This window comes from Vibrio sp. YT-17 (assembly GCF_033337375.1).
In the GTDB taxonomy this organism is placed as follows: Bacteria; Pseudomonadota; Gammaproteobacteria; order Enterobacterales; family Vibrionaceae; genus Vibrio; species Vibrio alginolyticus.
On the sequence record NZ_JAWOQP010000018.1, the window covers coordinates 87,568 to 109,670 of the forward strand.

Below are 22,103 nucleotides of genomic sequence, written 5' to 3' on the forward strand. Positions count from 1 at the left end.
GCTCATGAAATTCAGACATAAGGTTGTCACAGCCTCTTCATTTTTGCTGCTAATTACTGTGTCGTTATTGTCGACACAACAAGTTATGACCATCCGCTCCCAAACTCAGGAGCAAATCGACTCAAGTGTAAACGAGATATTGACCAGTGTTGGTAACACTGTGCAATCAGAAATGAATGCAAAGAAGGATCTCGCTCGCTCCATTACTGAAGTGATTGAGCTTGATCCCAGTTCACATAGCTATGTTCAAAACATACTTGAAAGACCGACGCCAAAAAGCAGCTTCCTTGCCATCGGTTTTGGTTATGAAAGTAATGGCTTTGTGATTGAAAATGACGACGGCTGGGATGCGGGTCCAGACTACGACCCACGTCAGCGTCCTTGGTTTATTGCAGCTAAGAGCAAAGGCGATTTGGTCGTAACCGATCCGTACGTCGATGCGTCTTCGAAAAACGTTATCATCTCTGTTGGTACGCCAGTAAAAGAAAATGGCCAGTTTTTAGCCGGTATGTTTTATGACCTCGAATTAACTACCCTTTCTGATCTGGTCAACCAAGTGAATCTGTTTGATGCTGGTTACTTATTTCTGATCACCGCTGATGGCACAACTATTGCTCACCCTCAAAGTAAGTATAACGGCGAGAAGGTCGGTAGCTACCTCCCGCAAATCGAACTTACGCAATCAGCACAACATGTTGAGATTGATGGCAACCGCTACATGGTTAACCTGACTCACATTCCTGGCGAGAACTGGTACGTAGGTTCGGTGATCGATGAAGCTGTTGCCTATTCTGCCGTAGGAGAGCTTCGTAACAACGCTATTATTTATTCAATCATTGCCGTGATTGCATCTATTATCGCCCTAACTCTGTTGATTCGCACTCTCATGCGTCCTTTGGACACGCTAAACAATGCGATTAAAGATGTAGCATCAGGGAAAGGCGACCTTACACAACGCCTCGAAACAGATACTGACCAAGAGTTTTCTGAGCTTGCCACAAACTTCAATACGTTCATGGAGAACTTACAACAGCAAATCATTGAGTCGAAACGTATTTCTGATCAAATTTTAAACGGAACTCAAATCACCGCTGAGGGCGCAAAAGACTCGGCAGGCGCAATTCACACTCAGCTGCAAGAGCTAGAACAACTTGCTACCGCGATGCATGAGATGTCTGTCACCGCGACAGAGGTTGCTAATAATGCGCAAGGTGCGGCAAGTGCAGCCAAAGAAGCCGACCAAGCAACGGTTGAGGGGTCTTCTATCGTTGGTGAATCGACACAAACGATAAACATGCTTTCCGATAGCATTGACCTTGCAGTCGAAGAAGTACAAGTGTTGGAATCTGCTACCGCCAATATCGAAACGATTCTAAAAGTCATCAACGATATTGCGGACCAAACGAACTTACTCGCGTTGAATGCCGCAATCGAGGCTGCACGTGCGGGAGAATCTGGCCGAGGCTTCGCCGTTGTTGCAGATGAAGTACGTACACTGGCACAACGTACTCAAGAGTCGACAACAGAGATTCGTACTATGATTGAGCAACTACAATCTGGCGCTTCATCTGTGGCAAATGCCATGCATCAAAGCAAAGGTAGTGCTATAGAGGCCGTTGAAAAAGCGGGTTTGGCAAATAGTGCGTTACAACGCATTCGTGATGCGATTCAGCGTATTTCCGATATGAACTTGCAAATTGCCTCAGCGGCGGAAGAGCAAAGTCTTGTCGCTGAAGAGATCAACAACAATACGGTGAATATTAAAGACCTATCGACTCAAGTCGCCGAATCGGCAAATCGAACCAACGACGCGATGCAGGCGCAACAAGAAGATGTACATAAACAAGATCAAATCTTAAATAGATTTACTGTCTAACACTCATCTAAGCAAAAACAGCGAGCATCGGCTCGCTGTTTTTGTTTTTAACCCTCTCCCCTAGTATTGGTCGATGTTACATGTACCATGTTGGTGCTATTAAGCTCAACATTACAAGAACGCCGACTATGTGTCCTTTCAAGTTTAATTGAACTCGACATGGATATAGCGATCATTAGAACGACGATAATAGCGGTCGTCCACTTTTAGATAAGTGAAATCTCCAATCTTTATGTAGGTACTATTCCGAGGAATTCGGTCATGGTAATAGTAACTGCGCCTTGGTCGTCGGGTCTCCACATAAATAACGTCACGATGTTTGTGTTTATGCTTGTGCTTGCGCTTGTGTTTATGATGGTGGTGATGCGCATGATGGTGATCGTACCGATGTCCATGCTTATGCTTCGGGTCAGCCACCGCTTCTGTACTCAACACACCTAAAGACAACATAACGCCAACCATGGCAAAAGATAATTGCTTTGACACAACAGAGCCTCTTATTCATATCAACATCGATATAATAGAAGGGTGAATCACTGTACATGTCAGCCTTTCGCTAAGGAGTTTTACTAAAAAGTCAGCGCTAACCGTGATTATCAGAGAAACGTCAAACATCACAAATGCTGATGACTTCGAGTGGCCTGGGTTCGGCTATGAATACAAAAAAGCCGCCCGTTTGAATACGAGCGGCTCAGTTTTTAAATAAGCTAGCGTGATTTTATACTGCTTGGGCAAACAGCAAGAAACAGCCGAATAGGAAGATCATGCTCATTCCCATTGCGCCGCCACCAGCTTCATAAACATTGTCATCTTCTACCGGCACTCGGCGCACTTTCATGGTCATTGATAATGGAACAAAGACCGCGAGAAACACAAGAATAATCCCCGCGTAGCTGAGAATAGCTAGGAAGTGTTCTGGCGCAAATACAGCACCTAATAGTGGTAGCACAAAAGTAGTAACAAAAATCACTGGCTTGCTTGCTTTAAGTAGGTCTGCATTTTGATCGTATAGCGCCATTGCAACACCTAAGAACGACGTTAGCAGTGCCAAACCAGTAAACATGGATAGGATGAACTCTAAGCCCTCGTATTGCTGACCTAGTACCGATATCAACTCTGTTACGTTGGAGTATTGAACAAGCTCATGAGGTGGTAGGTTGCCGACAACCGCTAACAACCATAATAGGTAACAAACAAGCGGAATAGTTGAGCCCACGATAATCATATTACGCAGCTGTATTTTACTCGCTTCTTTGTTGTAAGTTACAAGCGATGGGATCACGACCATAAAACCGAAACTGGTGAAAAGCACCGAACTGGTTTTGATAAGTGCCATTTTATCGTCGATCACAACCTCATCAAGTCCTTCAAACGAGACGCTTGGTGCAAGCGCAAAAAGTGTCAGGATCAGCGCTACGATCATGCCTAGGAACAAACCGCGATTCAGCTTATCTACTACCCCTGTACCTGCCGAAACAATGATACCAACTAAAAGAGTAAAACCGACTTGGCTTGAGATCGTAGATGTTGGAAGCCCAATTGAGGCTGTTACTTTTTGTACGAGATCACCCGCACCAATGATGTAAGCCATTAATAGACAAACTAACAGGGCGTAAAGCAAGCTGTTGGTTACCAACTGGCCTCCTTTACCAAGCGTTTCGCGAGCAATTGCATTCATGCTCACACCACCACCTACTTTGCAACTGGCTTCAAGAAGGAGCAGCGCAGCATAAGTCGTTCCAGCCCAGATGAACAACATAAGAAGAGTGCCCCAAAGGAGGCCAAATTGAGCAAGCACCATTGGTATAGCAAGCATACCAGCGCCAAGAGCAGTACCTGCAACGATCAGGGAGCTGCCGACAAGTTTTAGGTTCACGGTTAATACCTCTAAATTCAATCCGTTAATTTCTCGCCAGTTGTGCTTTATCTAAAGCACACCACAAAACGCTCCGACTTAGTCAAAATTTGGTTACAAGAGCACTATGTTACAAGAGCCCTGTATGGCTAAGAAAACACGCAACAAAAGGTAGTTAATCATTTGCACATGAACACTTGAGAGTCGTTTTTGGCGATGTCATCGCTGATGAAATGTGCGCAACTTTGGGTTCGAAGCAAAATTGTTCATCTTAATTCATCAACCCCATTCGTTATGAATGGATTTGGTTCGAAAAGATTGTAAGGCATAAGCAGGACGATTGAAAAGCAAAAGGTCAATCTTATAGCGATATATTTTAACAACTCTTATCTTTTACCTAAGATGTGTTGTTTTTTTCGTCACTAATTAGTCTTTTATCGCTAAAAGAGAAGGAAGAACGTGCTCAATGGCTCAATTTGGCTGGGTGTACAGATTAATTTACAGTTTAAGTGAAGGTGTTAGATTCCAAGGACGTAGCCTAGATCGGACAATATCGCTATTATTCGCTGCGTACCGACACTGTTCGGTTCACATACCTCTAAACACTGATTTACGGTTCGAAAATATAGGTAAATGAGTGTCCGAATGCTGGGTGTGGTTCCCCAGCATTTGCATCCTTTCTTTTAGATGTCATCAATTGATCGAAATTGCGTAAATCTTGTATCGCCCGACTTTACGACTGTGTTAATACGCTTTATCTAGCGCGCCAATGACATAAGTTAACACTGGAATACCCATATCCGCGACCTGCTTCTCAGTCTCACTCATATTTTCATGCGCCATCCGCAGCTCTACTTCACTTATCGATTCTTTGTGAAGGTAAAGCTCTTTGTAGTTCATCAATCGCTGTTGTGACTGTTGAATCAGTGTCACAACATTCTCTTTAGTCTCACGATGTTGCTGATCAATTTCACTAAATAAATGATCTAAAATGCGTTGCATTTTGCGAATAGAAGCTTTCGTTTCTATTGATTTGTATGATTGATACTTTTCCATTGAGTTAATAACTGACTAAAATATTTACGTTTTTATAAGACAGTTATTTTTATACTGATTGCAAAGCAGGTAAATATGTGGTGGTTAAACTGGTCCACTTCTTGCTCCGTTTAGGTCAAAACTGTCCTTTCAGGAGAGCACATGCAGGTAGACCCTATAATTCAAGCACTGATCGCAAGACGAAAATCGAATGGCCTCTCCCGTGAGCAAATGGCAAACATCGCTGGAATGAGCGTAAAAACATATCAAAGGATCGAGCGCGGAGAGTCCGATCTTAAACTCTCACAATATCGTGCCATATTGCGTTCGCTTCATTTGACTGACCTAGATATTGCTTTAGATGTACGTGATGTTCAGCATGTCACAGCAAATGACCTAACGGCCGTGGCGAGATTGCTCTCACCGGAAGCTCAGTCCCTGCTCGTTCGCCTATTATCGTTAGTCCTTGAACAAAAGAACAAGAAAGGTGATTAACGACATTGCTCATACCCAAACGTGAATGTCCTGTTGAGCGTTGAAACATGAATCGTTTAGACAAAAATAAAACTCGTCAAATGACGAGTTTTATTCTTTATATCAGTCCGTTACTCTAGGCTTTTTAATTCCGATGTATCAACGCCTTTTATTGCATCTTTCGCCACTTTATCAGGATCAAATACATCACGTTCTTCATACGAATTATCAATCATGCCTTGTCCTATCGCGGTCGCCTGCTTTTGTAACTTGTTACCCTCTACCTCACCAGCATCCCAGCCTTGTCGATAATCTGAGTCGGTTTGATACCTTGTTTCGTCCTTAATATAGTGTTCAAAATCATTCCCTGCCTCTTGCATACCACTATGCCGACCGTCATGAAAGCCTTGGATATAAGCTTCATCATAACCGCTCTCTTTTAACGCGCTGTCACTCGTACCACAGCCTGAGAGGAGAACAAAAAATAGCGAAACGAATACCTTATGAAACATATTTAGGCCTCAAAGCTTTCAAATAAATTAATCATAGTTCGCGATTTCAACTCCTGCTTACTTCAGGCTATTAGATAGCACTGTGACTCGACGAAGCCTGTGAACTTGAGTCCCTACAGTGAGTACAAAGCTGGACAAAGCATCACACCTACTGATAAACAGTATACTCAACGCGCGTTTAATACTTCCATCGCAAGTGCTTCATCATCTTGCTCAGCCAAACCGCTAATGCCAATTGCACCGACGATTTTCCCCTCTTGTTCTATAGGCACACCACCCATAAAGCCTGTGATCTTCGGGTCAGTCCAATAACTCAACTGCTTACCCGTCTCACGAGCCCAAGCACCCAGATTGCCGCTAGGCTGACGGTCTCTAGCCGAGGTGTAAGCTTTGTTCTGTGCCAACAAACCTGCTTGCACACTCACATCATCCATTCGGGCAAAACCGAGCAATTCTCCATGTGTATCAACCACGGCAACCGCAATGTTTTGCTTGCGAGCAGTCGCAATTTCCAATGCCGTTTGAATCAGAGTTTGAACTTGTACGTATTTCATTTTTCTCTCCTACGGGATCTCATGACCAAGGGTTTTCTCGAACAAGCCATACCAATGGCTACGTGATAGCGTGACGTTCTCTACTTGAGCACAAGCGCGAATACGCTGTGGGTTTGCAGTACCAATAACAGGCTGAATTTGGTTTGGATGACGCGTCAGGAAAGCTAAAACAATCGCCTCAGACGACACGCCATATTCAGCTGCTAGCGCCATTACCATCTCCGCCGTCTGTCTGGTGTTGTGATCATCAGAATGTAAACCACGCTCTGAGAATCTTCCTTGCGCCATACTGCCCCACGCTTGCAGTTGGATATTATGCTTACGGGCATGTTCCAGTGTTCCCGCAACGTAGTCAGATTCCGACGAAGGAAGCCCCATGCCTTGCTTAATAAAGTCAGACTTAGCCAGACTCATTTCCAACTGGTTCGCCACAACAACTTCGCCCGTTGCTTGTTGAAGAAGGTCAATTTGAGCACTGTTCATGTTAGAAACACCGAAGTGGTTAACTTTGCCAGCTTGTTTCAGGGCTTTTAGCGTTGTGCCCAGTTCTTCAAATTCAACCAAAGGATCAGGACGATGCAGCATCAAAACATCAAGATTTTCCACACCAAGGCGTTCAAGAATGCCCTCAACAGAAGCCGTCACCCATTTGGCAGAGAAGTCATACTGCTTAACACCTTGCTCATCTCCTAGACGGATGCCGCACTTTGATTGCAGATACATTCGTTCTCGTAAGGTTGAGTCATTGGCTAAGATGCGCCCAAACACTTCTTCAGCCTTACCGAATTTGTAGATATCCGCATGATCAAAGAGATTGATGCCAACCTCTAATGCTGCCTCTACAGCGGCATAAGCTTGGTTTTCATCTTGGGCGGTTAATGGGTTGCGATTCCACTCCCCTCCAAGTCCCATACAGCCGAAGACCAAGCGGCTAACGTTAGGTAAGGTTTTGGCGAGCGGTAGTGTTGGATTGTTCATCGTTATTCTCACTTTTCCGATTTCTGCATCTTCAATTTCTTAAATTAACTCGAACCATCTTACCGTTCGTAAAAATTAGTTTAATACCGTAAAATCGAATTCATTATCCTCGTTACCGAACAATTAAAGCGAGCAATCAAGATGGCAGATTATAAGAGAATCGAAAAACTGATGCTGTTTGCTGAAGTGGCTCAAACACTCAACTTTTCTAGAGCAGCAGAGCAACTTGGTATCTCTAAAAGTTACCTGTCGGAACAAATCAAGCGATTGGAATCGGAACTCGCCACGCCTTTGATTGTTCGAACCACACGCAGCGTGAGATTGACGGCAGAAGGTGAATCGATCTTTGCACAAGCGGAAGATCTCAAACGCCGCGTAATGGAAATGGAAAAGAGTTTAAGTCAGCAATCTGAGCAAGTAGACGGTCTGATTCGGCTTACTGCTCCCAAGATGTTTGCCGAAGCGGTGCTGCATGATTTGTGTGTGGCGTTTCGCGCTTTACATCCAAACGTAGAGTTCGAGATTCTTTCTAGCTATCAAGCGTTTAATCTGACGGAAACCAGCGTCGACTTTGCGTTTCGAGCAACAAGAACGCCGCCCGAGAATATGATTGCGCATCACCTTTTGGACTACCACCACTGGCTGGTTGCCTCACCTCTGTATCTGCAAGAAGAAGGTACGCCAGAGACGTTAGCGGATTTAAAACAGCATCAATGCTTAACCACATTGCATCAAAAAGAGTGGCCGTTAAAAACGGGAACAGTTCAAGCCCAAGGTTGGCTTTCAAGCAATGAAAACCGCTTACTCAAAGAATCAGCCCTGTCTGGCAATGGCATTGCTCGGTTAGCAAGTTACTTTGTCGAACAAGACGTTGAGCACGGCCGTCTAGTGCAGGTTCTATCGGAAGAAACTTACCACCAGCACAACGCGGTGTACTTGGTGTATCCGCAGCTCATCTATCAATCGGCGAAAACCAGAGCCTTCATTGAATTCGTGAAGCAGCGCTTTGCTATATAACTAAGGCAGTTAATCCGCAGACCACACCGAGCGAATATCTGGCCAACCCCAGTTAGTAAGAGCGACGTCTTCTAAAACACCTTGGAAACGCAAAGTTTGTGTATGGTGGAACATGGGTGCAATCCAATACTCGCTGATCAACGTCGATGCAATTGGCTCCAATGCATTAAGGTAGCCCTCAAGTGGAACGAAAGATCTGACTCTCTGTAGTTGTTCATCTAACCATTGTGCGTTCTTCTCTCCCAAAGTGTGGAATAGCACAGCGTTGCTGAAGAAGTTCGTGAACGCTGAGGCATGACGATTATCATCTAGGTTTATGTTCGTCACGACCATCGTCTCATTTAGCTCACCATTCTTAGCTTTCTCGTTCAGCTCACGATAGGAATACATAACAATTTCTACTTTACTGCCAACACTCACCAAACGATTAGAAATAGCCCGCGCACAGCGACGCAACGCGGTATAGTTATATCCGGCTATCGTAATGTGTTTAGGTAACTTAAGCGGCTCACTGAACGGACGGAGCACTGGCTTCCAACCTGGTAGCAGGTTATAAGCGGGTATACTCCCAAATACAATATTCTCGCGGCGCATCACTTCGGCCAAGCGCTCAGGTTGAATTAGCTCACTAATATAACGGCGCTGCGCTACAGAGAGTTTGTGCTTAGCGTGCTGATTAAATAAGGCGAATAAGCAACCATCTTCTATTCGACTACGCTTGCTCGCCGATGAGTTTTCTCGGTTTTGCGTCGACATATAGTGTCCACACAAGTCCTCCTCCGGCGAAGTATCCCTTTGCAACGTATTTGCTGCCAATGACGGGTTCTCCATTTGCTCGTCATTAACAATCCAGATAGTCACCAAATCCGTTAGAACTCTACATGCATAGTAACCATTAAATGCTTGCAGTTTTAAACGACTTTCATTGTGCTCGACAACAGAGAATGGGCCACTTCCGACCACCAGCTTGTTATTCGCTACGTTAACTTGGCTTGCTGGTTGAATGCCGTATTTCACACCAGAAATAAGTCCAGCAAAGCCCAAGTCAGCTCGATTAAGCTTAAAAACAACCTTCGATGGCGTTGGCGCAGTAATGTTAGCAACATGTGCCAACTCTTTTTCGTAATACTGTAGTGAACTCAACTTTGCAAACAAGCTAACCACTGTTTCTGCATCAATGGAATTACCATTATGAAAAGTCAGACCTGGACGAAGGTAGAAAGTCCATTCGTAGGTGTCTTCGTCATAACGCCAGTGATGTGCTAGTTCTGGTTGCACTTTCCCATTGTGATCACTCGAAACTAAGCAACAATAGATTTGCCTTAATAAGAAACGTTCGCTGCTACGCTGAAGTTGATGTGGAACGACGCGCTCAAACATTCGCTTATAGGTTAATTGAATATTGAGCTGTCCTTCTTGAACAGAAGCACCAGACGTTGTTTTTAACAAACGGCCAAATGCCATTTCGTCTTCATCTAATATCGCCAGTGCTTTTTCATACTTGCCTAACTTGATACGTTCAAGAGCCAAGCTCTCTTTTAAAACGTCTAACTCCATATTCAGAATAAGAGTCGATCGTTGGTTCCGTCCAGGTTTCGGGTACCAGCTCAACCACGCCTTCTCCTGCATTTGCGTTAGCAGGCTACGAGCATGCCGAGAAGAAGTGAACATGATGTCGGCAATGTCCTGTAACGTGGTTTTTGTTTCATTACCAACACTAAACGAGAGTAATCGTTGGTAATAGCGAAACAAATTGAGATCAGACACTGAATCAACCTTAGATCTGTGAAGTTTGTGGATAGGAATAGTTTACTTAAGTTGGCGGTAATAAAATAAGAAAACTTCCTAATTATCTGTTCCCCTTTTCCACAATTAACCTCCAAACTCGGCTTTAAAGCCCCATATATTTACGTTATTAGGAAAAAAGCCAACAAAAGCACTCTCTTTTTTATATCCCCTTTTATACACATAATTTACTCGTCAGCTAAAGGAGGAAAAAATGAAGAAGCCAATGATGGCGTACTTTTTTCAGCAACGCCTAGCTCAATCGAGTAATAAAATAGAAGTGATGACTCTGGTTTATCTTAACGATATGTTCCAGTGGTCATAGCCTAACCTCAAGCAGAACTTAGCTCCTGATACTACACCCCCACTTCGTTGTATCTTAAGTTCTGCTTTTTCATCTTTTGCACTCTACTACCTTATTGCAGGTTACTAAAAGTTGACTATTTGAAATAGTATTATTTCATGCACTATTAGCGTTGTTGCAAAATTCTTACAAGAGGCTAAACAGCCTAAAGAGAAATGATTTTGATATAAAACACTGAGCTTCAGGCATGCCAAACCCTCTAAGCTTGTTGAGCACTTTTAATCATGGTGTAAGTTTCACCAACTTGAGCGTGGTAGTTTCTTAGTTATAGTTTCTAACCCAGCAACTGCTTCACTCGATACATAGCTTTTTCGGAGAGTGCACATCTGAGCTCTTTCTTGACCTCCTTTATATACCGTAGAATGTCTTACATCCTAAAGCCAGATTACGAAGGTATCCACGCTCCTAAAAGGCCGATCCTTCCCTTGGCTAAATGATAGGAACTGCTCTCTTTATTCGTATGACATTCATGGCATTTTCTTGTGCCATAAGTGTCATCATCTGATACTTCTAGGACCGTTTAATGTGTCTGCCTAAGTAAATGGGGCAATACTTCGGCACCAGTTATTTAGATAAACTCAGAGCTACTGCGACTATTTCGCACGCGCTGGTATCTACGGCTAAATATAACTTGCGCCAGATACTCTATTGCGCTCCTAGTGTTGCTTTAAATGAAAGCTTAATGTCCTAAGCCCAACGGTATAGAGAAAACGCCCTTTACCACCAGTGCGGTAGTAATAGCTAGGTCTCAGATCCGACGAGACATAGTACGCTTGTTCGATTTGCTTTGCTTCTATTCGCTTATGGTTTATTCATCAACCCCAAAAGTGGGTAAGCCCCGGTTAATGAAGGCATTATTTAGTGGTTTTCTAACGAGGTTTACGCATAAGGTTATGTTTATTAACTAGTGCAGCCTATCAAATCGCAACTTATTTATTTAGTTACATCAAATTACTCAGCACAGACGAATTTGGTAAGAAAAGTTAAGTAATATTAAATTTTTAATATCGTTTAAATTTTACATTTCATTATAAACAACATTAGCAAATATAATTCACCATTAAAAAAGCCTAACAAAAATTAACAGTTAGGCTTTGTTTATTTTAAGTTTAAAATATCATATAAACTAATTAATATATATGTTGCAAAACCGTGCTTGCAATCTGATTCACATTACTTCCATTAGCGTTAACCCCTTTAGAAGTAAAGTTCCACTCTTTATTTTTATAAGTCAAAAGGCCAATATAAATTCCTGTATGACTCCCTTGTTCATTTAAAGTGAAGCGACAAATCTCATTTGAAGATTGATCCAAAATACGGCAAAAAGCGTTTTCGACTTTATCGAAAGTTTGTCCTCTAAAACTGTTAACTGTAACAGCAATGTATTTAACAGAATTAGGCAACTTTGTCAGGTTAATCGTAATTTTCTCATCGTCACCATCACCTTTGCCTGTCAAATTATCTCCTTGGTGGATAACAGACTTACACTTTGATTTCAACTGAGCGTACCAAACAGAATCTAGTACATTTAAATTTTCATCAATCAATAGGCAGGATGCATCTAAGTCAATTGAAGCGGTACCGAAAATAGAAGCAAGGAAACCTTTCGATTTAGCTACGTCCCAACCTAAACCAACAGTAATACTAGATAATTTTTCAACTTCTTTAGTAAGCGATATCGTTGAGTTCTTTGATAAATTAATAGACATAATCTTACCTTATTGATAACCAGCCACAATGTCGCCGAGACCTAGTTGGTAGCCAGCTCCAACTGCATGGAACTCCCACTCGTTACCACTTTTAACTAACGAACCTACTTGCACAGCAGATTCGTTTGCAAACTCTTGACCTAGTTTGTACTCAGCAATCAAGCTCCCAGTTACGTCATTGTAAAGCCTAATGTAGCTGGTATTTACATGTGAAAAACCACGTGTATCGTTATGAATCGTAACAAAAATAGATAACTCAGCTGCTCTTAGGTCAATTGATTGCAGATCTATGTTGATGACCTCATCATCACCATCGCCAGCACCGGTGCGGTTATCACCATGGTGTACCACTGCTCTCTGGGGGCACTCCAGATTATTGTAAAAAACAAAGTGCTGATCAGACAAAAGTTTAGGCTGATCTTGTGCATCGTAAGAGCAAATAAATATACAGCAATCAATGTCAATTGGTGGTTCTGTGGGTATTAGATCCCAACCAAGCCCAAGCCTCAACTTACGCAACGCAGGCTCAGCTTTCGTTAAGTTTATTGCATTACCTTTTTCTAAATTAATCGACATTAATTATTCCTTATTTTTTAATAGTTTAGATAATTCTTTTTTCATATTAACCATTCTCTCATCAGCGATCTCGCGATTTCTAGCTCCCTCCTGTTCAATGGAAACAACATCTTGCAATGTGGTAATCAGAGTATTTTGCACGTGCTCCAGTGTTTCCAGATCTATAACTGAACGTTGATTCGCTCTTGCTGTTTGCAACGTATTTTGTCTTAATAAATCTGCATTTCTCTTAATTAAGTCATTTGTAGCATTGTCAATTTTGCCCGCAAGTTCTAGCGACTTTCTCTGCTCTAACATAGAAATAGCAAGCGTAAATTGCTTCTTCCACGATGGGATCGTTAATGTCTTAATATTGTCGAACTTCTCAATCAAAGTGATATTGTTAGTCTGTACCATCCGAATCATTGGAGCCGTTTGTAACGCAAGCATTTGCAATGACCTTAAGTCGTGAACACGTTTTTCAATACGATTGTGAAAGGACTGTAAGTCGCTTAATTCTTGCGCTTTTAAAGGAGAGTTTTCATCTTCAAGCTCTTTTGCTAAGACTTCTGCTTTACCTTTTATGAGCAAACGCCTTGATTCTCCGTATATTATGGCTTCTGTTAACGCCTTATACTGCGCTATGTTTTGAGAAAAAACAGTTTCGAGCTGAACAGAACGCTCCTGGAGACGCACTTGCTGCGAATTAATCTCTTTTACTACCCTGTCGAGCTGAGTGCTTACCGAGTTAAACTGAGCTAAAATAGCCTCTTTAGAATATTTGAATCTAGATATCAACTTTCCAAAAAAGCTGTCTTTCCCCATTAGCCCACTTAAATCAACTCCTTTAGCCAAGCCCACAACTTGATTTAGGTTCTCTCCCATTTCTTCCAGATCTTTAGTCCGAACTTGATTCAACATAGAGTCAGAATATTCAGCTATTTTCTCAGCTGACTCATGACCGAGAGTACTAATACCTCGTGACGAATAGATATCAATCTGATTAAGTTGAGTAACTATACGTTGAAATGCTTCTCTCGGGTTTAAGTTCGCTTCGTTCAGATCAGCTTGATAAACTTCAATGGATTTTTCAACACAACTGTATATACTTTTAACATTTTGTCCTTTAATCGTCGGAAGTTTAGAGATATCTGTAGTGCCTTCAACTATTAGTGAGTTTTCTATTGTTTTTACAACATTAGTATTAGATAAATTTTCTATATTGCTAGAATTAAAATTTTTGGATGTAAAAGTCTTCGGTTGGAATACCATTTATCTCAGCTCCTCTATATTTCGAATCAATTGTTCCTGAATGTCGTTCAGCTCATAGTAAAGTATTGAATCGTTTGATTCGTCGATAGCAATAACTGTTAAAAATTGCTGTTTCCAGACTTGAATAATATCTACTTTAATTTTTTCTAACTGTTCAAAGCTACCTAACAAATTAGAGCTATATAATTCTATTTGGGGGAAAGTCAAATCTATCGAATGTTTTAGAGAAAGCAAAGTTTGTACTTTCCTTTCCCATCTTTTAATTGAATCAAATCCGTTTTTTTTAAAAGAGTCAGAAAGATTAATACTTTCTTGTTGAATTGTTTTTTTTTCTTTATCCATCCTTAGTATCAATGCTAAAATTTTGAATATAAGGTTTTTATTCAAGCTTTGTAACTCTATAGACCAATACTGAAACTTTTCGAGATGCGTTCGCATTTCAGCTAGGTTATCAAATACTCGATTTATTCTTTCGTCAATATTATCACTTACATAATCAAAGTCATACTTAATCTTTCTTATTTTTTGATTATGGTTACCAAAAAGTTTAGATAGCTTCGTACCAAATTTATGTGGATTGAAAATATCAATATCTATACTTTTTGCCAATTTAATAATGATCTGTCCTAATCCTAAAATTTTATCTACCTTACTTAACTTAGCATAATCGGACAAAAACCCTTGTAATTGTTGGAATTTTTTTGACTCTACATTTCCAAATTCTATTTGATACATAGGATCATTGAAAATAATAGAATTGTAAATGTTAATTATAACCAAATAGTCTCCATTATTTAAATTGACATTTTTAAACTCTCTTCTACACAGTTTGTCAACTTCAATTTTAAAATCTTCTTCAACATTAACTAAGTCACTTTGAATTGACTTTATTTTATTGCTAAATAAAACAGAAGGTTTTTTCTTATTATTATATTTTATGTTTTTCCAATATTTTTCACTCTGAAGGTGTTCAAAACTCTCTTCGGATACAAGACTTCTATTAGACTTTATATGGCTAAATTTCTTGACAGCTAATTCATGTTTTTCTTCATTTTCAGGAAGTTCATTAACATGAGTTGGATCTAAATCTTTATGATGAAATGTTTTTATCATTACTTTTCGCACTATGATATTAAATCAAAACTTCCTCAATAATAATTATCAATTTGAGGTCATAAGTTGTCTAAAATGAATTAGCCAAAAATTTAGTTCGTTTAGCCCAATTACTGTGGCATGCTACTTCCATCATTTGTCCATTCATTTTATAAACTGCCGGGGAAGAATCTGCCAAAACTGACTCAGCTTGAACAATATGTGTATTTGAATAACTTTTAAAAAAACCTTCAATTATTTTAACTTGTTGAGGATGAATGGCAGTTTTTCCAAAAAGGCCATAGTTAACATCCATAGCAAGTTCCCTTATCAACGTTTTATGGTCATCGATCATATCAAACACAGGCGCAGAAAGCTCATAACCGTATGGCCTAAAAGCGATAATTAAATTCTCTATCACCGAACGTAAGGGGGTTTCATAAATTGTTTGGCCTGTCATACGTTTTATACCCAGAAGATTGAATAAATCGTTACCTCCTATACGAAGGCAAGTTATATCTCCATAGATATTTTGTAAACTTCTTCTAATCTCTGGTAATTTAAACGCATCAATTACATCAAGAGATTCTAAGGTAGGCATTAGTTTAAACTTAATAGAGTGACATTTTAATACTCTATGATAATCATCATTTGTTTTTAGATCATATTTAGGGAGAACAAAACCATCTATTTTTTCAATCCCTCTAAAATACAATATATTTTCAAGAACTTCTGGGCTTCTGGGACGAATAAACCTTTTGAACTGTGTATTTGAACTATCTAATCCATCGATCGCAACACTCAAATTCTTAAGTGATTGATTCAATTCACCTTCAGAAATGGCATCTTCAGTACAAAAAACCATACTCTTTGATCCCAATCCTTCTTTCATTAACATTTTTAGATTCGGGTGATTACACGGAGTATACAATGTTGCTCCCAAAGAGAAGTAGCTAGAGATGTTCATTTTATTGCCTCTATATTAAGTGGCTTAATAAGTGCACATGCTTCAAATAGCAAGGTTGGTTCTTCTTCTACTTTGACTCCTTTTTCATCTGCTAACATTAATAAATGTTTGACTTTATTGCTGTCTATTGAGCGAACAATAAGTAAAGAAGGAACACGTCTTAGCATGACTCTAGTTGCTTCGGCTATCCCAGGCTTAATATAGTTTACATCTTTAATAGAATATTTAATGGTCAATGAGGATATAAATCTTTTTATTTGATCTTTAGTGTTATCTAAATCGACAATTGTCTCATGTTGCTCAAAAGGTTCATCTTTAAAGTTTTCTTTCAAAAAACATTCTGCTATCTTTTCCACAAACCAGTGGGAATAGTCAAATTCTTTTAGGTGATTATTGATTACGCAGCCATGGAATTTTTGTTTTTTAGGATCTTGCCATAAACTTCGCGAAATCAAACCTGATACTGTAGAATTCAACATAGACGAAGGTATTGGATAGTCTTCTTTCGTGGCACAATAATCGGCAACCCCACCTGTATCACTGACAACATAAAGGTACGGTTTTATATCAGTATTATTTCTTTTGTTATAAGAGAAAATAGATCGCTTTAATTCCTTAGTGATTACTCCTTTTGCAGTCCAGCCGTCAATGAATACTAAGGAAGAGGAATCATATCTTTTAATTTTCAACAAGTAATCAAGAGCAACCGAATCAATACCTCTATCCCGAATAATGCTAATACTATAATGACAAACTTTTCTATTAAAATAATACTCTAACGCTCTCTTTATTAAAACGCCAATTGGTGTTCCTGCTCTAGCTAAAGAAACCAGAGTGATATCTCCCAATTGATTATTATTAATCTTTTCAGCGAGAGAAAAAATGTGTTTTGCTAGTTTGTTTTTATACTTATCGGTAAATTCAAAGAACAGTCTTTGATATTTAATTGATGGTTTTGATTCTTTGTTCAATAATTCAGAGTAATGAAACCCTTCAGACTGGATTAGATTTTCTTTTTCATTAATTGAAAAGAACTGACACTTGACAACCTCTAAGAGGAACTGACAGTCGTTCTCATTATAACTACCGATTATTGGAGATATAGATAAGCTCATAATATTATTACCAAGATAATGAATCTGCGATCTGGCTTTTAGTGGGCATCAAAGCAAAATCAGAAAGTTTCATAAATGGGATATCAGATAGGCTATCGCCCATGGTTAAAATTAATGACTTTTCATCTAGCTGACGTATTATATAATCAACAGCTAATTTTTTCTGGGTATAAGGTGGCAAAAGTGCCATATTTCGGCCATTAATATGTATTTTTATATCATTTAAATCTATACTGATTTGTGAAAGTATTGAATCGAATATAAAATCATAATCTATACCTTCAGTGCATTTTACACAAACATAACAATCAATATCATCCTCGGAAACAATATAACTTTGTGCATTAAACCCTTTAGAAAGTATAAATTCTTTTAATTCTTCATTTATTAAATTCAATTTATCAGACCATAATCCAAGTGGAAATTTATTTTTAATATGCTCAACCCAGGCGTTGCACTTCTTTCCGTTAGGTTCAATAATTAAAGCACCATGAGAAACGACCATCCACGACTTAAATAATGAACTTACTTGAACCCTTTTGAGCGTGTTATAACTCCGTCCAGTTACCGGAATAATTGTAGATCTAGTGTCAATAAATAACTCCAAAAGAGTCCGCTGTTTCTCTGACATAAATGAACGAGCTTGGCCGTCAATATCTAATGACGCTATAGAAAGACTATCGCTTTCTGAAAACTTCCTTTTAGTTGCCATAAAACAATCATCAATATCTGTAAAAAGCACAGTACGCATGATAACTACTCTCTCTCAAGTGGAGAAAAACGCTGGGCTAATTGGTGCTCAGATCTAAGTGATTCGTCTTCTAAAAAGAGCACTGGTAGCCTCTCATTCTCTTGAAGGTTATAAATGTAATGCTCTACATCCCGGCTATCCACCTGAAAAGCTTCTTTCGTATTAATTGCATTTCCCACCAAAATCGGGGAACGAGTTGTAGATTGAAAGATCACATCTCCTCCTCGACTCTCTGCTAGCTCCGCAGCTAGGAAAGGCAAATATAGGTGCTCTCCATCTCCGATAACAGTTCTCGGAAAAGTAATATCTAATACAGGTATATGACCACAGAATGGCATTTTCATAGCAAATCGCCCTAAATCATCCCTACAAGGCTTTTTGACAAGGTCTCCATCAACTTTTTCTGGGAGAGAAAGATTTAAGTTAGGCTTTGCCTGAAAGTCAAACTGACCATCAATTAATGAAACATGAGTAACTGTAACATCCCACTCTTCATACTGAGCGCGATTTTCTTCGCTTAACCAGTTGGCTAATGAGACTATTACAACCTCTTTCACAAATCGCATCTTTGGTAAAATCTTATCACCGAGTAACTTTAGCGTACGACCAGTTGAAATCTCATCATCAACGAGTATAAGACGCTGACAATTAGAAATAGGTTCTAATAGTTCTATCTTTGGTTGATACAAAATATGATCAATAGCGTGACTATGATTTTCATCTAACGTAAACCAGATTGGCAGGTCGCACTTGTAACGAGTGGTATGCTGATAGTAAACTTCTCTGCTTTGTGCCCTAGCTAGACTATCCGCAACACCAGCACCAAAGCCCGTCGCGGTCTCAGCCATACCAATCACAAAACTGCCTAGATCATTATTAATCTGCGAAACAAGTAAATCATAAGTATCTCTCATCGTACTTGGTTTTACTGAAATATGTTTACCTAAAACTTTAGAAACAAATAAAAAACCTCTTTTAGGGTTCTCTCTTGAAGCGAAGTCTAATAGATCCTCAAATGGCATCATCTGCTTAAATAAATCAATATTTAATGTTCCATTTTTAATTTCTATTTTAAATTTATTCATTATTATCGGTTGCTAATTAATTTCATTCATCGTGATTATTTACTTTCACAAATATAAAAAAGAATGAAGAGATCACTTAAAAAATAGAGTTAATATAATAATAAACATAAAAAATGTATATTAGGAACTTGCAGAAAGAACTAAAACTCTAATAATTTAGTGATTATGCATGTCAAGCATGTGCTTTGAACATCAAAATCACTAAAAGTCTTAGTTTTTGTCCTTTCCATCGAAAATTAAAGGTAATTTCAATCGTATAACTTCCACGTAGATAAGGTGTAACACTTTACCTAAATCAATAGATTTAAATGCCTATTCCTCCGCACCTCTCCAACTTCAACATTTAATTCAATGATAACCGCTAACTTATCGTCATTCCTTAAGGCTCTAAACTCATTGTTTTATGAGAAGGTTTACCTTTAAACCTAACTCGTTTTGAAGGTAACAGGTAAGCTAGTAGTTTATCACCCTAAGCTAAGTCAAATTACACCTTAAAGCTCCATTGCAGTTTTTGTGGTTACTAAAAGTTAACTAGTTGAAACACCGCAAAACAGAGTCTACATTGAAGTCTCATCCCCCAATCGCTTTGTTGAGAAAGGGGCATTCATGGATATACACCACCAATTCGGGAGTCAATATGGCAACTTCAGTGAAACTTAAAGCGGGCGACAGCTTCCCTCATCTTCAAGCCACTTTGCTAGATGGTTCAAGCGTAACGTTGGGTCAGCCGCAAGGTGATGCGACTTGGCAAGCAGTATTCGTTTATCGTGGTAAACACTGCCCTCTTTGTACTAAGTACCTCAACGAGCTTGAGAGTTACAAACAGGCTTTCGCTGATGCTGGCGTCGATATTCTTGCCGTTTCTGGCGATTCAAAAGCACAGCTAGAGGGGCATCTAGAGAAACTCGAAATCAGCTTCCCTATCGCTTACGGCCTGACCGAAGAACAAATGAAAACGCTAGGCTTGTATGTATCTATTCCTCGATCTGAACAGGAAACCGATCATAATTTCGCAGAACCAGGTCTGTTTGTGGTGAATGAACACGGCGACTTACACGTGGTGGATATTTCAAACAACCCGTTTGTTCGCCCTGAGCTTGGCGCGCTATCACGCGGATTGGCATGGATTCGCGATCCAAACAATAACTACCCTATCCGTGGCACGTTGGATTACTAACATCTTCTACACCCAAGTAAACTTTCTATCCTTAAATAAGTTAGGATTCTTGCCTTAGTGAGAATAACTTGGAATGCATATCAGATCCGTGAGATCTGATATGTATCAACAAGTTGGAAATAGAGTCCTTGTTCATTATACAACGCCTTGATGAAAAACAAGATCAGTGAAGTCCAGGCTCCCCTCAAACGACGTTAAGTATTTACTTCTAAGTCACTTTCACGATAAATACATGAAATTAAGACTAAAAACTTAGACTTAACGGATATATAAATCATAACGGTACCTACACAAGTAGTTGGCTAGCGATTATTATCCTATTGCAACTCACAATTGTGCAATTCTAATAATTCATACCATAAATGAAAACATAGATACCGTAAGAGACAAAATAAAAGCAAACGATTAAATTATCAATAAAACACCGTTCAATTAAAAATAAAAAATTTTCACTTTATATAAATATAATTAATCGTTATTTGCAATCACACATCTTAATTGAGAAATACAGTATGAATAAAATCTCTTTGCTTTATATGGCCGTTTGTATCGGATTAGTTGGATGCGGTTCAGGAGGAAGCGACAACGATCCAGCAAAAGATATACATCCCACCATTTCAAATCCGGAACAAATCAACGCAATGACGGTGGACAAAGGTCATTTCTATTGTTCTGTAAACCAACAAAAACTGGAACACGGAGGGACATCTGCAAGCATGTCCTACCTAATTGAAAAGAAAAGAAATTCTACGGTTGTTGACGATTATGAATGTACCGAATACGGTTTAAAGAAAGGTGAGTCAATTATCGTCACTAAAAGTGCAATTGAAAACTTTTCATACTCAAAACATTATAAAAGCACGAAGAAGAATGACATTAATGGGTTTAAAATCATCTACCCTACAGGACTTACGACTCCGATTAATAAAGATTATGAAAAAATTACGATCACGTATAATACGGAGAGACCTGACGTTAACATTAAGATAATTCAATATTTTGACGAAAAGTCTAAATTATATACCATCAAAAAATATGAAAGCCACGTTAACGACAACTCACCAATAGGTTTAGTTGAGAAAGAGGAATTCGATAAATATTCCGATTTTGAAAAGAAACTGGAATTAAATAGTGCTTTTTTAAATTCAACTGAAGTGAATGATTTATTCTACAACTTATTAAGTATGATAAAATAATAACTAAAAATCAAAAACTTAAAAAGTACGATTATGCTCAAGTAGCTTCGATATGCCTGACTCGAAAGAGTACGTTGTTTTACGAAACAAATTACGATTTTAATGAAGCACATCTAAGTTACTTGGGTATAAACGGCGATGTATTGTTAATCAGCTTTCAAAAGAGAGTGACGTTTGCGATTAACTACTTTGGTCTTAACGAAGCTCAATTTGATGCTTTTCAGACCAAATTCGCAAATCATCAAGAATCTTAAGTGCGGTACGGCCGAACTCTGTTAGTTCATAGCTGACTGCAATTGGGCGGTCGCTGATCACTTTACGCACCACCATACCTTCCGCTTCTAGCTCTTTAAGACGTTGGTCGATCATCTTTTTACTTGCACCGCCTAGCATGCGTGCTAAGTCATTGAAACGAACTGGGCCGTCTTTCAAATGATAAATCAGAGAACCTTTCCATTTACCACCAATTAGACGCATCCCTTTCTCGATAGCACATGGCTCCGCACATACGTTCGCCACTGACTTACGACCTTTGCTATCTACACTGATTCTGCTTTCCACAATACACCTCAAGATACGCACCTAATCTAGGTAACGAAAAGTAAGCTAGATACATTTAGTGCTTTAGAGTAATAAAAACGTCACCTCGCCGCAAACAAGTAAATTACCACCTTCTAAAGAAGGTGGCTTTGTGTGAGCCCCCTAAAAGGGGGCCTTTGTTTAGTCCAGCGCCA

21 protein-coding genes and 1 pseudogene are annotated in these 22,103 nt (G+C 39.5%); 5 read left to right on the forward strand and 17 right to left on the reverse strand.

The window, feature by feature from the left end; translation table 11 throughout:
* Window positions 1-4 precede the first annotated feature (4 nt).
* Window positions 5-1,876, forward strand: coding sequence for a methyl-accepting chemotaxis protein (locus R7F67_RS17130; RefSeq protein ID WP_025768473.1), 1,872 nt, complete (start codon window positions 5-7; stop codon window positions 1,874-1,876).
* 144 nt (window positions 1,877-2,020) lie between these two features.
* Here the strand turns inward: R7F67_RS17130 and R7F67_RS17135 are convergent, their stop codons facing one another.
* The 3 genes from R7F67_RS17135 to R7F67_RS17145 all read right to left on the reverse strand — a co-directional run bounded on the left by R7F67_RS17135 (window position 2,021) and on the right by R7F67_RS17145 (window position 4,787).
* Window positions 2,021-2,362 (reverse strand): hypothetical protein, encoded by a 342-nt coding sequence (locus R7F67_RS17135; protein ID WP_080276968.1) that lies wholly within the window; start codon window positions 2,360-2,362, stop codon window positions 2,021-2,023.
* Window positions 2,363-2,594: 232 nt separating this feature from the next.
* On the reverse strand, window positions 2,595-3,752 hold the full coding sequence (locus R7F67_RS17140; protein ID WP_318057287.1) for an amino acid permease: 1,158 nt from the start codon (window positions 3,750-3,752) through the stop codon (window positions 2,595-2,597).
* A gap of 723 nt (window positions 3,753-4,475) precedes the next feature.
* Window positions 4,476-4,787, reverse strand: a complete 312-nt coding sequence (locus R7F67_RS17145; RefSeq protein WP_206949061.1) for a hypothetical protein — start codon at window positions 4,785-4,787, stop codon at window positions 4,476-4,478.
* Window positions 4,788-4,928: 141 nt separating this feature from the next.
* On the opposite strand from R7F67_RS17145, the gene R7F67_RS17150 reads away from it, so the two are divergent.
* Window positions 4,929-5,261: a helix-turn-helix transcriptional regulator gene (locus R7F67_RS17150; RefSeq protein WP_031780945.1), complete on the forward strand. Its 333-nt coding sequence runs from the start codon at window positions 4,929-4,931 to the stop codon at window positions 5,259-5,261.
* Between the two features lie 110 nt (window positions 5,262-5,371).
* Here the strand turns inward: R7F67_RS17150 and R7F67_RS17155 are convergent, their stop codons facing one another.
* From R7F67_RS17155 to R7F67_RS17165, 3 genes are all read right to left on the reverse strand, one after another.
* Window positions 5,372-5,752: a hypothetical protein gene (locus R7F67_RS17155; RefSeq protein WP_005375467.1), complete on the reverse strand. Its 381-nt coding sequence runs from the start codon at window positions 5,750-5,752 to the stop codon at window positions 5,372-5,374.
* A gap of 167 nt (window positions 5,753-5,919) precedes the next feature.
* Window positions 5,920-6,306, reverse strand: a complete 387-nt coding sequence (locus R7F67_RS17160) for a GlcG/HbpS family heme-binding protein (RefSeq protein ID WP_042521512.1) — start codon at window positions 6,304-6,306, stop codon at window positions 5,920-5,922.
* A 9-nt stretch (window positions 6,307-6,315) separates the two neighbouring features.
* Complete coding sequence (locus R7F67_RS17165) at window positions 6,316-7,284, reverse strand: aldo/keto reductase family oxidoreductase (RefSeq protein ID WP_033906813.1); 969 nt, start codon at window positions 7,282-7,284, stop codon at window positions 6,316-6,318.
* Between the two features lie 141 nt (window positions 7,285-7,425).
* On the opposite strand from R7F67_RS17165, the gene R7F67_RS17170 reads away from it, so the two are divergent.
* Window positions 7,426-8,301, forward strand: coding sequence for a LysR family transcriptional regulator (locus R7F67_RS17170; RefSeq protein ID WP_213972842.1), 876 nt, complete (start codon window positions 7,426-7,428; stop codon window positions 8,299-8,301).
* A gap of 9 nt (window positions 8,302-8,310) precedes the next feature.
* Here R7F67_RS17170 and R7F67_RS17175 read toward each other — a convergent pair whose 3' ends face one another.
* The 10 genes and pseudogenes from R7F67_RS17175 to R7F67_RS17220 form a co-directional block, all read right to left on the reverse strand.
* On the reverse strand, window positions 8,311-10,068 hold the full coding sequence (locus R7F67_RS17175; protein WP_318057288.1) for an SgrR family transcriptional regulator: 1,758 nt from the start codon (window positions 10,066-10,068) through the stop codon (window positions 8,311-8,313).
* A gap of 508 nt (window positions 10,069-10,576) precedes the next feature.
* Window positions 10,577-11,092, reverse strand: a pseudogene (locus tag R7F67_RS17180) (IS5/IS1182 family transposase); the annotation flags it as partial.
* Window positions 11,093-11,580: 488 nt separating this feature from the next.
* Window positions 11,581-12,159, reverse strand: coding sequence for a TerD family protein (locus R7F67_RS17185; protein ID WP_017635838.1), 579 nt, complete (start codon window positions 12,157-12,159; stop codon window positions 11,581-11,583).
* A gap of 9 nt (window positions 12,160-12,168) precedes the next feature.
* The gene (locus R7F67_RS17190) at window positions 12,169-12,735 is read right to left on the reverse strand and encodes a TerD family protein (RefSeq protein WP_258476160.1); all 567 of its coding nucleotides are present in this window, start codon (window positions 12,733-12,735) and stop codon (window positions 12,169-12,171) included.
* A 3-nt stretch (window positions 12,736-12,738) separates the two neighbouring features.
* Window positions 12,739-13,986 (reverse strand): toxic anion resistance protein, encoded by a 1,248-nt coding sequence (locus tag R7F67_RS17195; RefSeq protein ID WP_017635836.1) that lies wholly within the window; start codon window positions 13,984-13,986, stop codon window positions 12,739-12,741.
* Window positions 13,987-15,099 carry a hypothetical protein gene (locus R7F67_RS17200; protein WP_318057289.1) on the reverse strand — a complete coding sequence of 371 codons (1,113 nt, stop codon included), beginning with the start codon at window positions 15,097-15,099 and terminating at the stop codon, window positions 13,987-13,989.
* Window positions 15,100-15,169: 70 nt separating this feature from the next.
* Window positions 15,170-16,045 (reverse strand): HpcH/HpaI aldolase/citrate lyase family protein, encoded by an 876-nt coding sequence (locus tag R7F67_RS17205; RefSeq protein ID WP_053303782.1) that lies wholly within the window; start codon window positions 16,043-16,045, stop codon window positions 15,170-15,172.
* Window positions 16,042-17,160, reverse strand: a complete 1,119-nt coding sequence (locus R7F67_RS17210) for a cysteine protease StiP family protein (protein ID WP_318057290.1) — start codon at window positions 17,158-17,160, stop codon at window positions 16,042-16,044. Before R7F67_RS17210 ends, R7F67_RS17205 begins: the two co-directional genes overlap by 4 nt.
* 7 nt (window positions 17,161-17,167) lie before the next feature.
* Window positions 17,168-17,911 carry an HAD family hydrolase gene (locus tag R7F67_RS17215; RefSeq protein ID WP_053303784.1) on the reverse strand — a complete coding sequence of 248 codons (744 nt, stop codon included), beginning with the start codon at window positions 17,909-17,911 and terminating at the stop codon, window positions 17,168-17,170.
* 5 nt (window positions 17,912-17,916) lie between these two features.
* Entirely contained in the window at window positions 17,917-18,996 is a 1,080-nt protein-coding gene (locus R7F67_RS17220; RefSeq protein WP_258476161.1) for a phosphoribosyltransferase domain-containing protein, read from the reverse strand.
* Between the two features lie 637 nt (window positions 18,997-19,633).
* Between R7F67_RS17220 and R7F67_RS17225 the strand changes: the two genes are divergently transcribed.
* Together R7F67_RS17225 and R7F67_RS17230 are read left to right on the forward strand one after the other, a co-directional pair.
* Entirely contained in the window at window positions 19,634-20,173 is a 540-nt protein-coding gene (locus tag R7F67_RS17225) for a redoxin domain-containing protein (RefSeq protein WP_005385152.1), read from the forward strand.
* Between the two features lie 512 nt (window positions 20,174-20,685).
* On the forward strand, window positions 20,686-21,369 hold the full coding sequence (locus R7F67_RS17230; protein WP_054577095.1) for a hypothetical protein: 684 nt from the start codon (window positions 20,686-20,688) through the stop codon (window positions 21,367-21,369).
* Between the two features lie 195 nt (window positions 21,370-21,564).
* Here the strand turns inward: R7F67_RS17230 and R7F67_RS17235 are convergent, their stop codons facing one another.
* Complete coding sequence (locus R7F67_RS17235; RefSeq protein ID WP_005375456.1) at window positions 21,565-21,930, reverse strand: winged helix-turn-helix transcriptional regulator; 366 nt, start codon at window positions 21,928-21,930, stop codon at window positions 21,565-21,567.
* Window positions 21,931-22,103 lie beyond the last annotated feature (173 nt).

What these genes read in the sequence shown, in the direction of transcription:
- R7F67_RS17185 (WP_017635838.1), bottom strand. Translation starts at nt 12,159, where the DNA reads ATGTCTATTAATTTATCAAAGAACTCAACGATATCGCTTACTAAAGAA.
- R7F67_RS17230 (WP_054577095.1), top strand. Translation starts at nt 20,686, where the DNA reads ATGAATAAAATCTCTTTGCTTTATATGGCCGTTTGTATCGGATTAGTT.
- R7F67_RS17195 (WP_017635836.1), bottom strand. Translation starts at nt 13,986, where the DNA reads ATGGTATTCCAACCGAAGACTTTTACATCCAAAAATTTTAATTCTAGC.
- R7F67_RS17190 (WP_258476160.1), bottom strand. Translation starts at nt 12,735, where the DNA reads ATGTCGATTAATTTAGAAAAAGGTAATGCAATAAACTTAACGAAAGCT.
- R7F67_RS17170 (WP_213972842.1), top strand. Translation starts at nt 7,426, where the DNA reads ATGGCAGATTATAAGAGAATCGAAAAACTGATGCTGTTTGCTGAAGTG.
- R7F67_RS17165 (WP_033906813.1), bottom strand. Translation starts at nt 7,284, where the DNA reads ATGAACAATCCAACACTACCGCTCGCCAAAACCTTACCTAACGTTAGC.
- R7F67_RS17205 (WP_053303782.1), bottom strand. Translation starts at nt 16,045, where the DNA reads ATGAACATCTCTAGCTACTTCTCTTTGGGAGCAACATTGTATACTCCG.
- R7F67_RS17220 (WP_258476161.1), bottom strand. Translation starts at nt 18,996, where the DNA reads ATGAATAAATTTAAAATAGAAATTAAAAATGGAACATTAAATATTGAT.
- R7F67_RS17215 (WP_053303784.1), bottom strand. Translation starts at nt 17,911, where the DNA reads ATGCGTACTGTGCTTTTTACAGATATTGATGATTGTTTTATGGCAACT.
- R7F67_RS17210 (WP_318057290.1), bottom strand. Translation starts at nt 17,160, where the DNA reads ATGAGCTTATCTATATCTCCAATAATCGGTAGTTATAATGAGAACGAC.
- R7F67_RS17225 (WP_005385152.1), top strand. Translation starts at nt 19,634, where the DNA reads ATGGCAACTTCAGTGAAACTTAAAGCGGGCGACAGCTTCCCTCATCTT.
- R7F67_RS17145 (WP_206949061.1), bottom strand. Translation starts at nt 4,787, where the DNA reads ATGGAAAAGTATCAATCATACAAATCAATAGAAACGAAAGCTTCTATT.
- R7F67_RS17200 (WP_318057289.1), bottom strand. Translation starts at nt 15,099, where the DNA reads ATGATAAAAACATTTCATCATAAAGATTTAGATCCAACTCATGTTAAT.
- R7F67_RS17150 (WP_031780945.1), top strand. Translation starts at nt 4,929, where the DNA reads ATGCAGGTAGACCCTATAATTCAAGCACTGATCGCAAGACGAAAATCG.
- R7F67_RS17160 (WP_042521512.1), bottom strand. Translation starts at nt 6,306, where the DNA reads ATGAAATACGTACAAGTTCAAACTCTGATTCAAACGGCATTGGAAATT.
- R7F67_RS17155 (WP_005375467.1), bottom strand. Translation starts at nt 5,752, where the DNA reads ATGTTTCATAAGGTATTCGTTTCGCTATTTTTTGTTCTCCTCTCAGGC.
- R7F67_RS17130 (WP_025768473.1), top strand. Translation starts at nt 5, where the DNA reads ATGAAATTCAGACATAAGGTTGTCACAGCCTCTTCATTTTTGCTGCTA.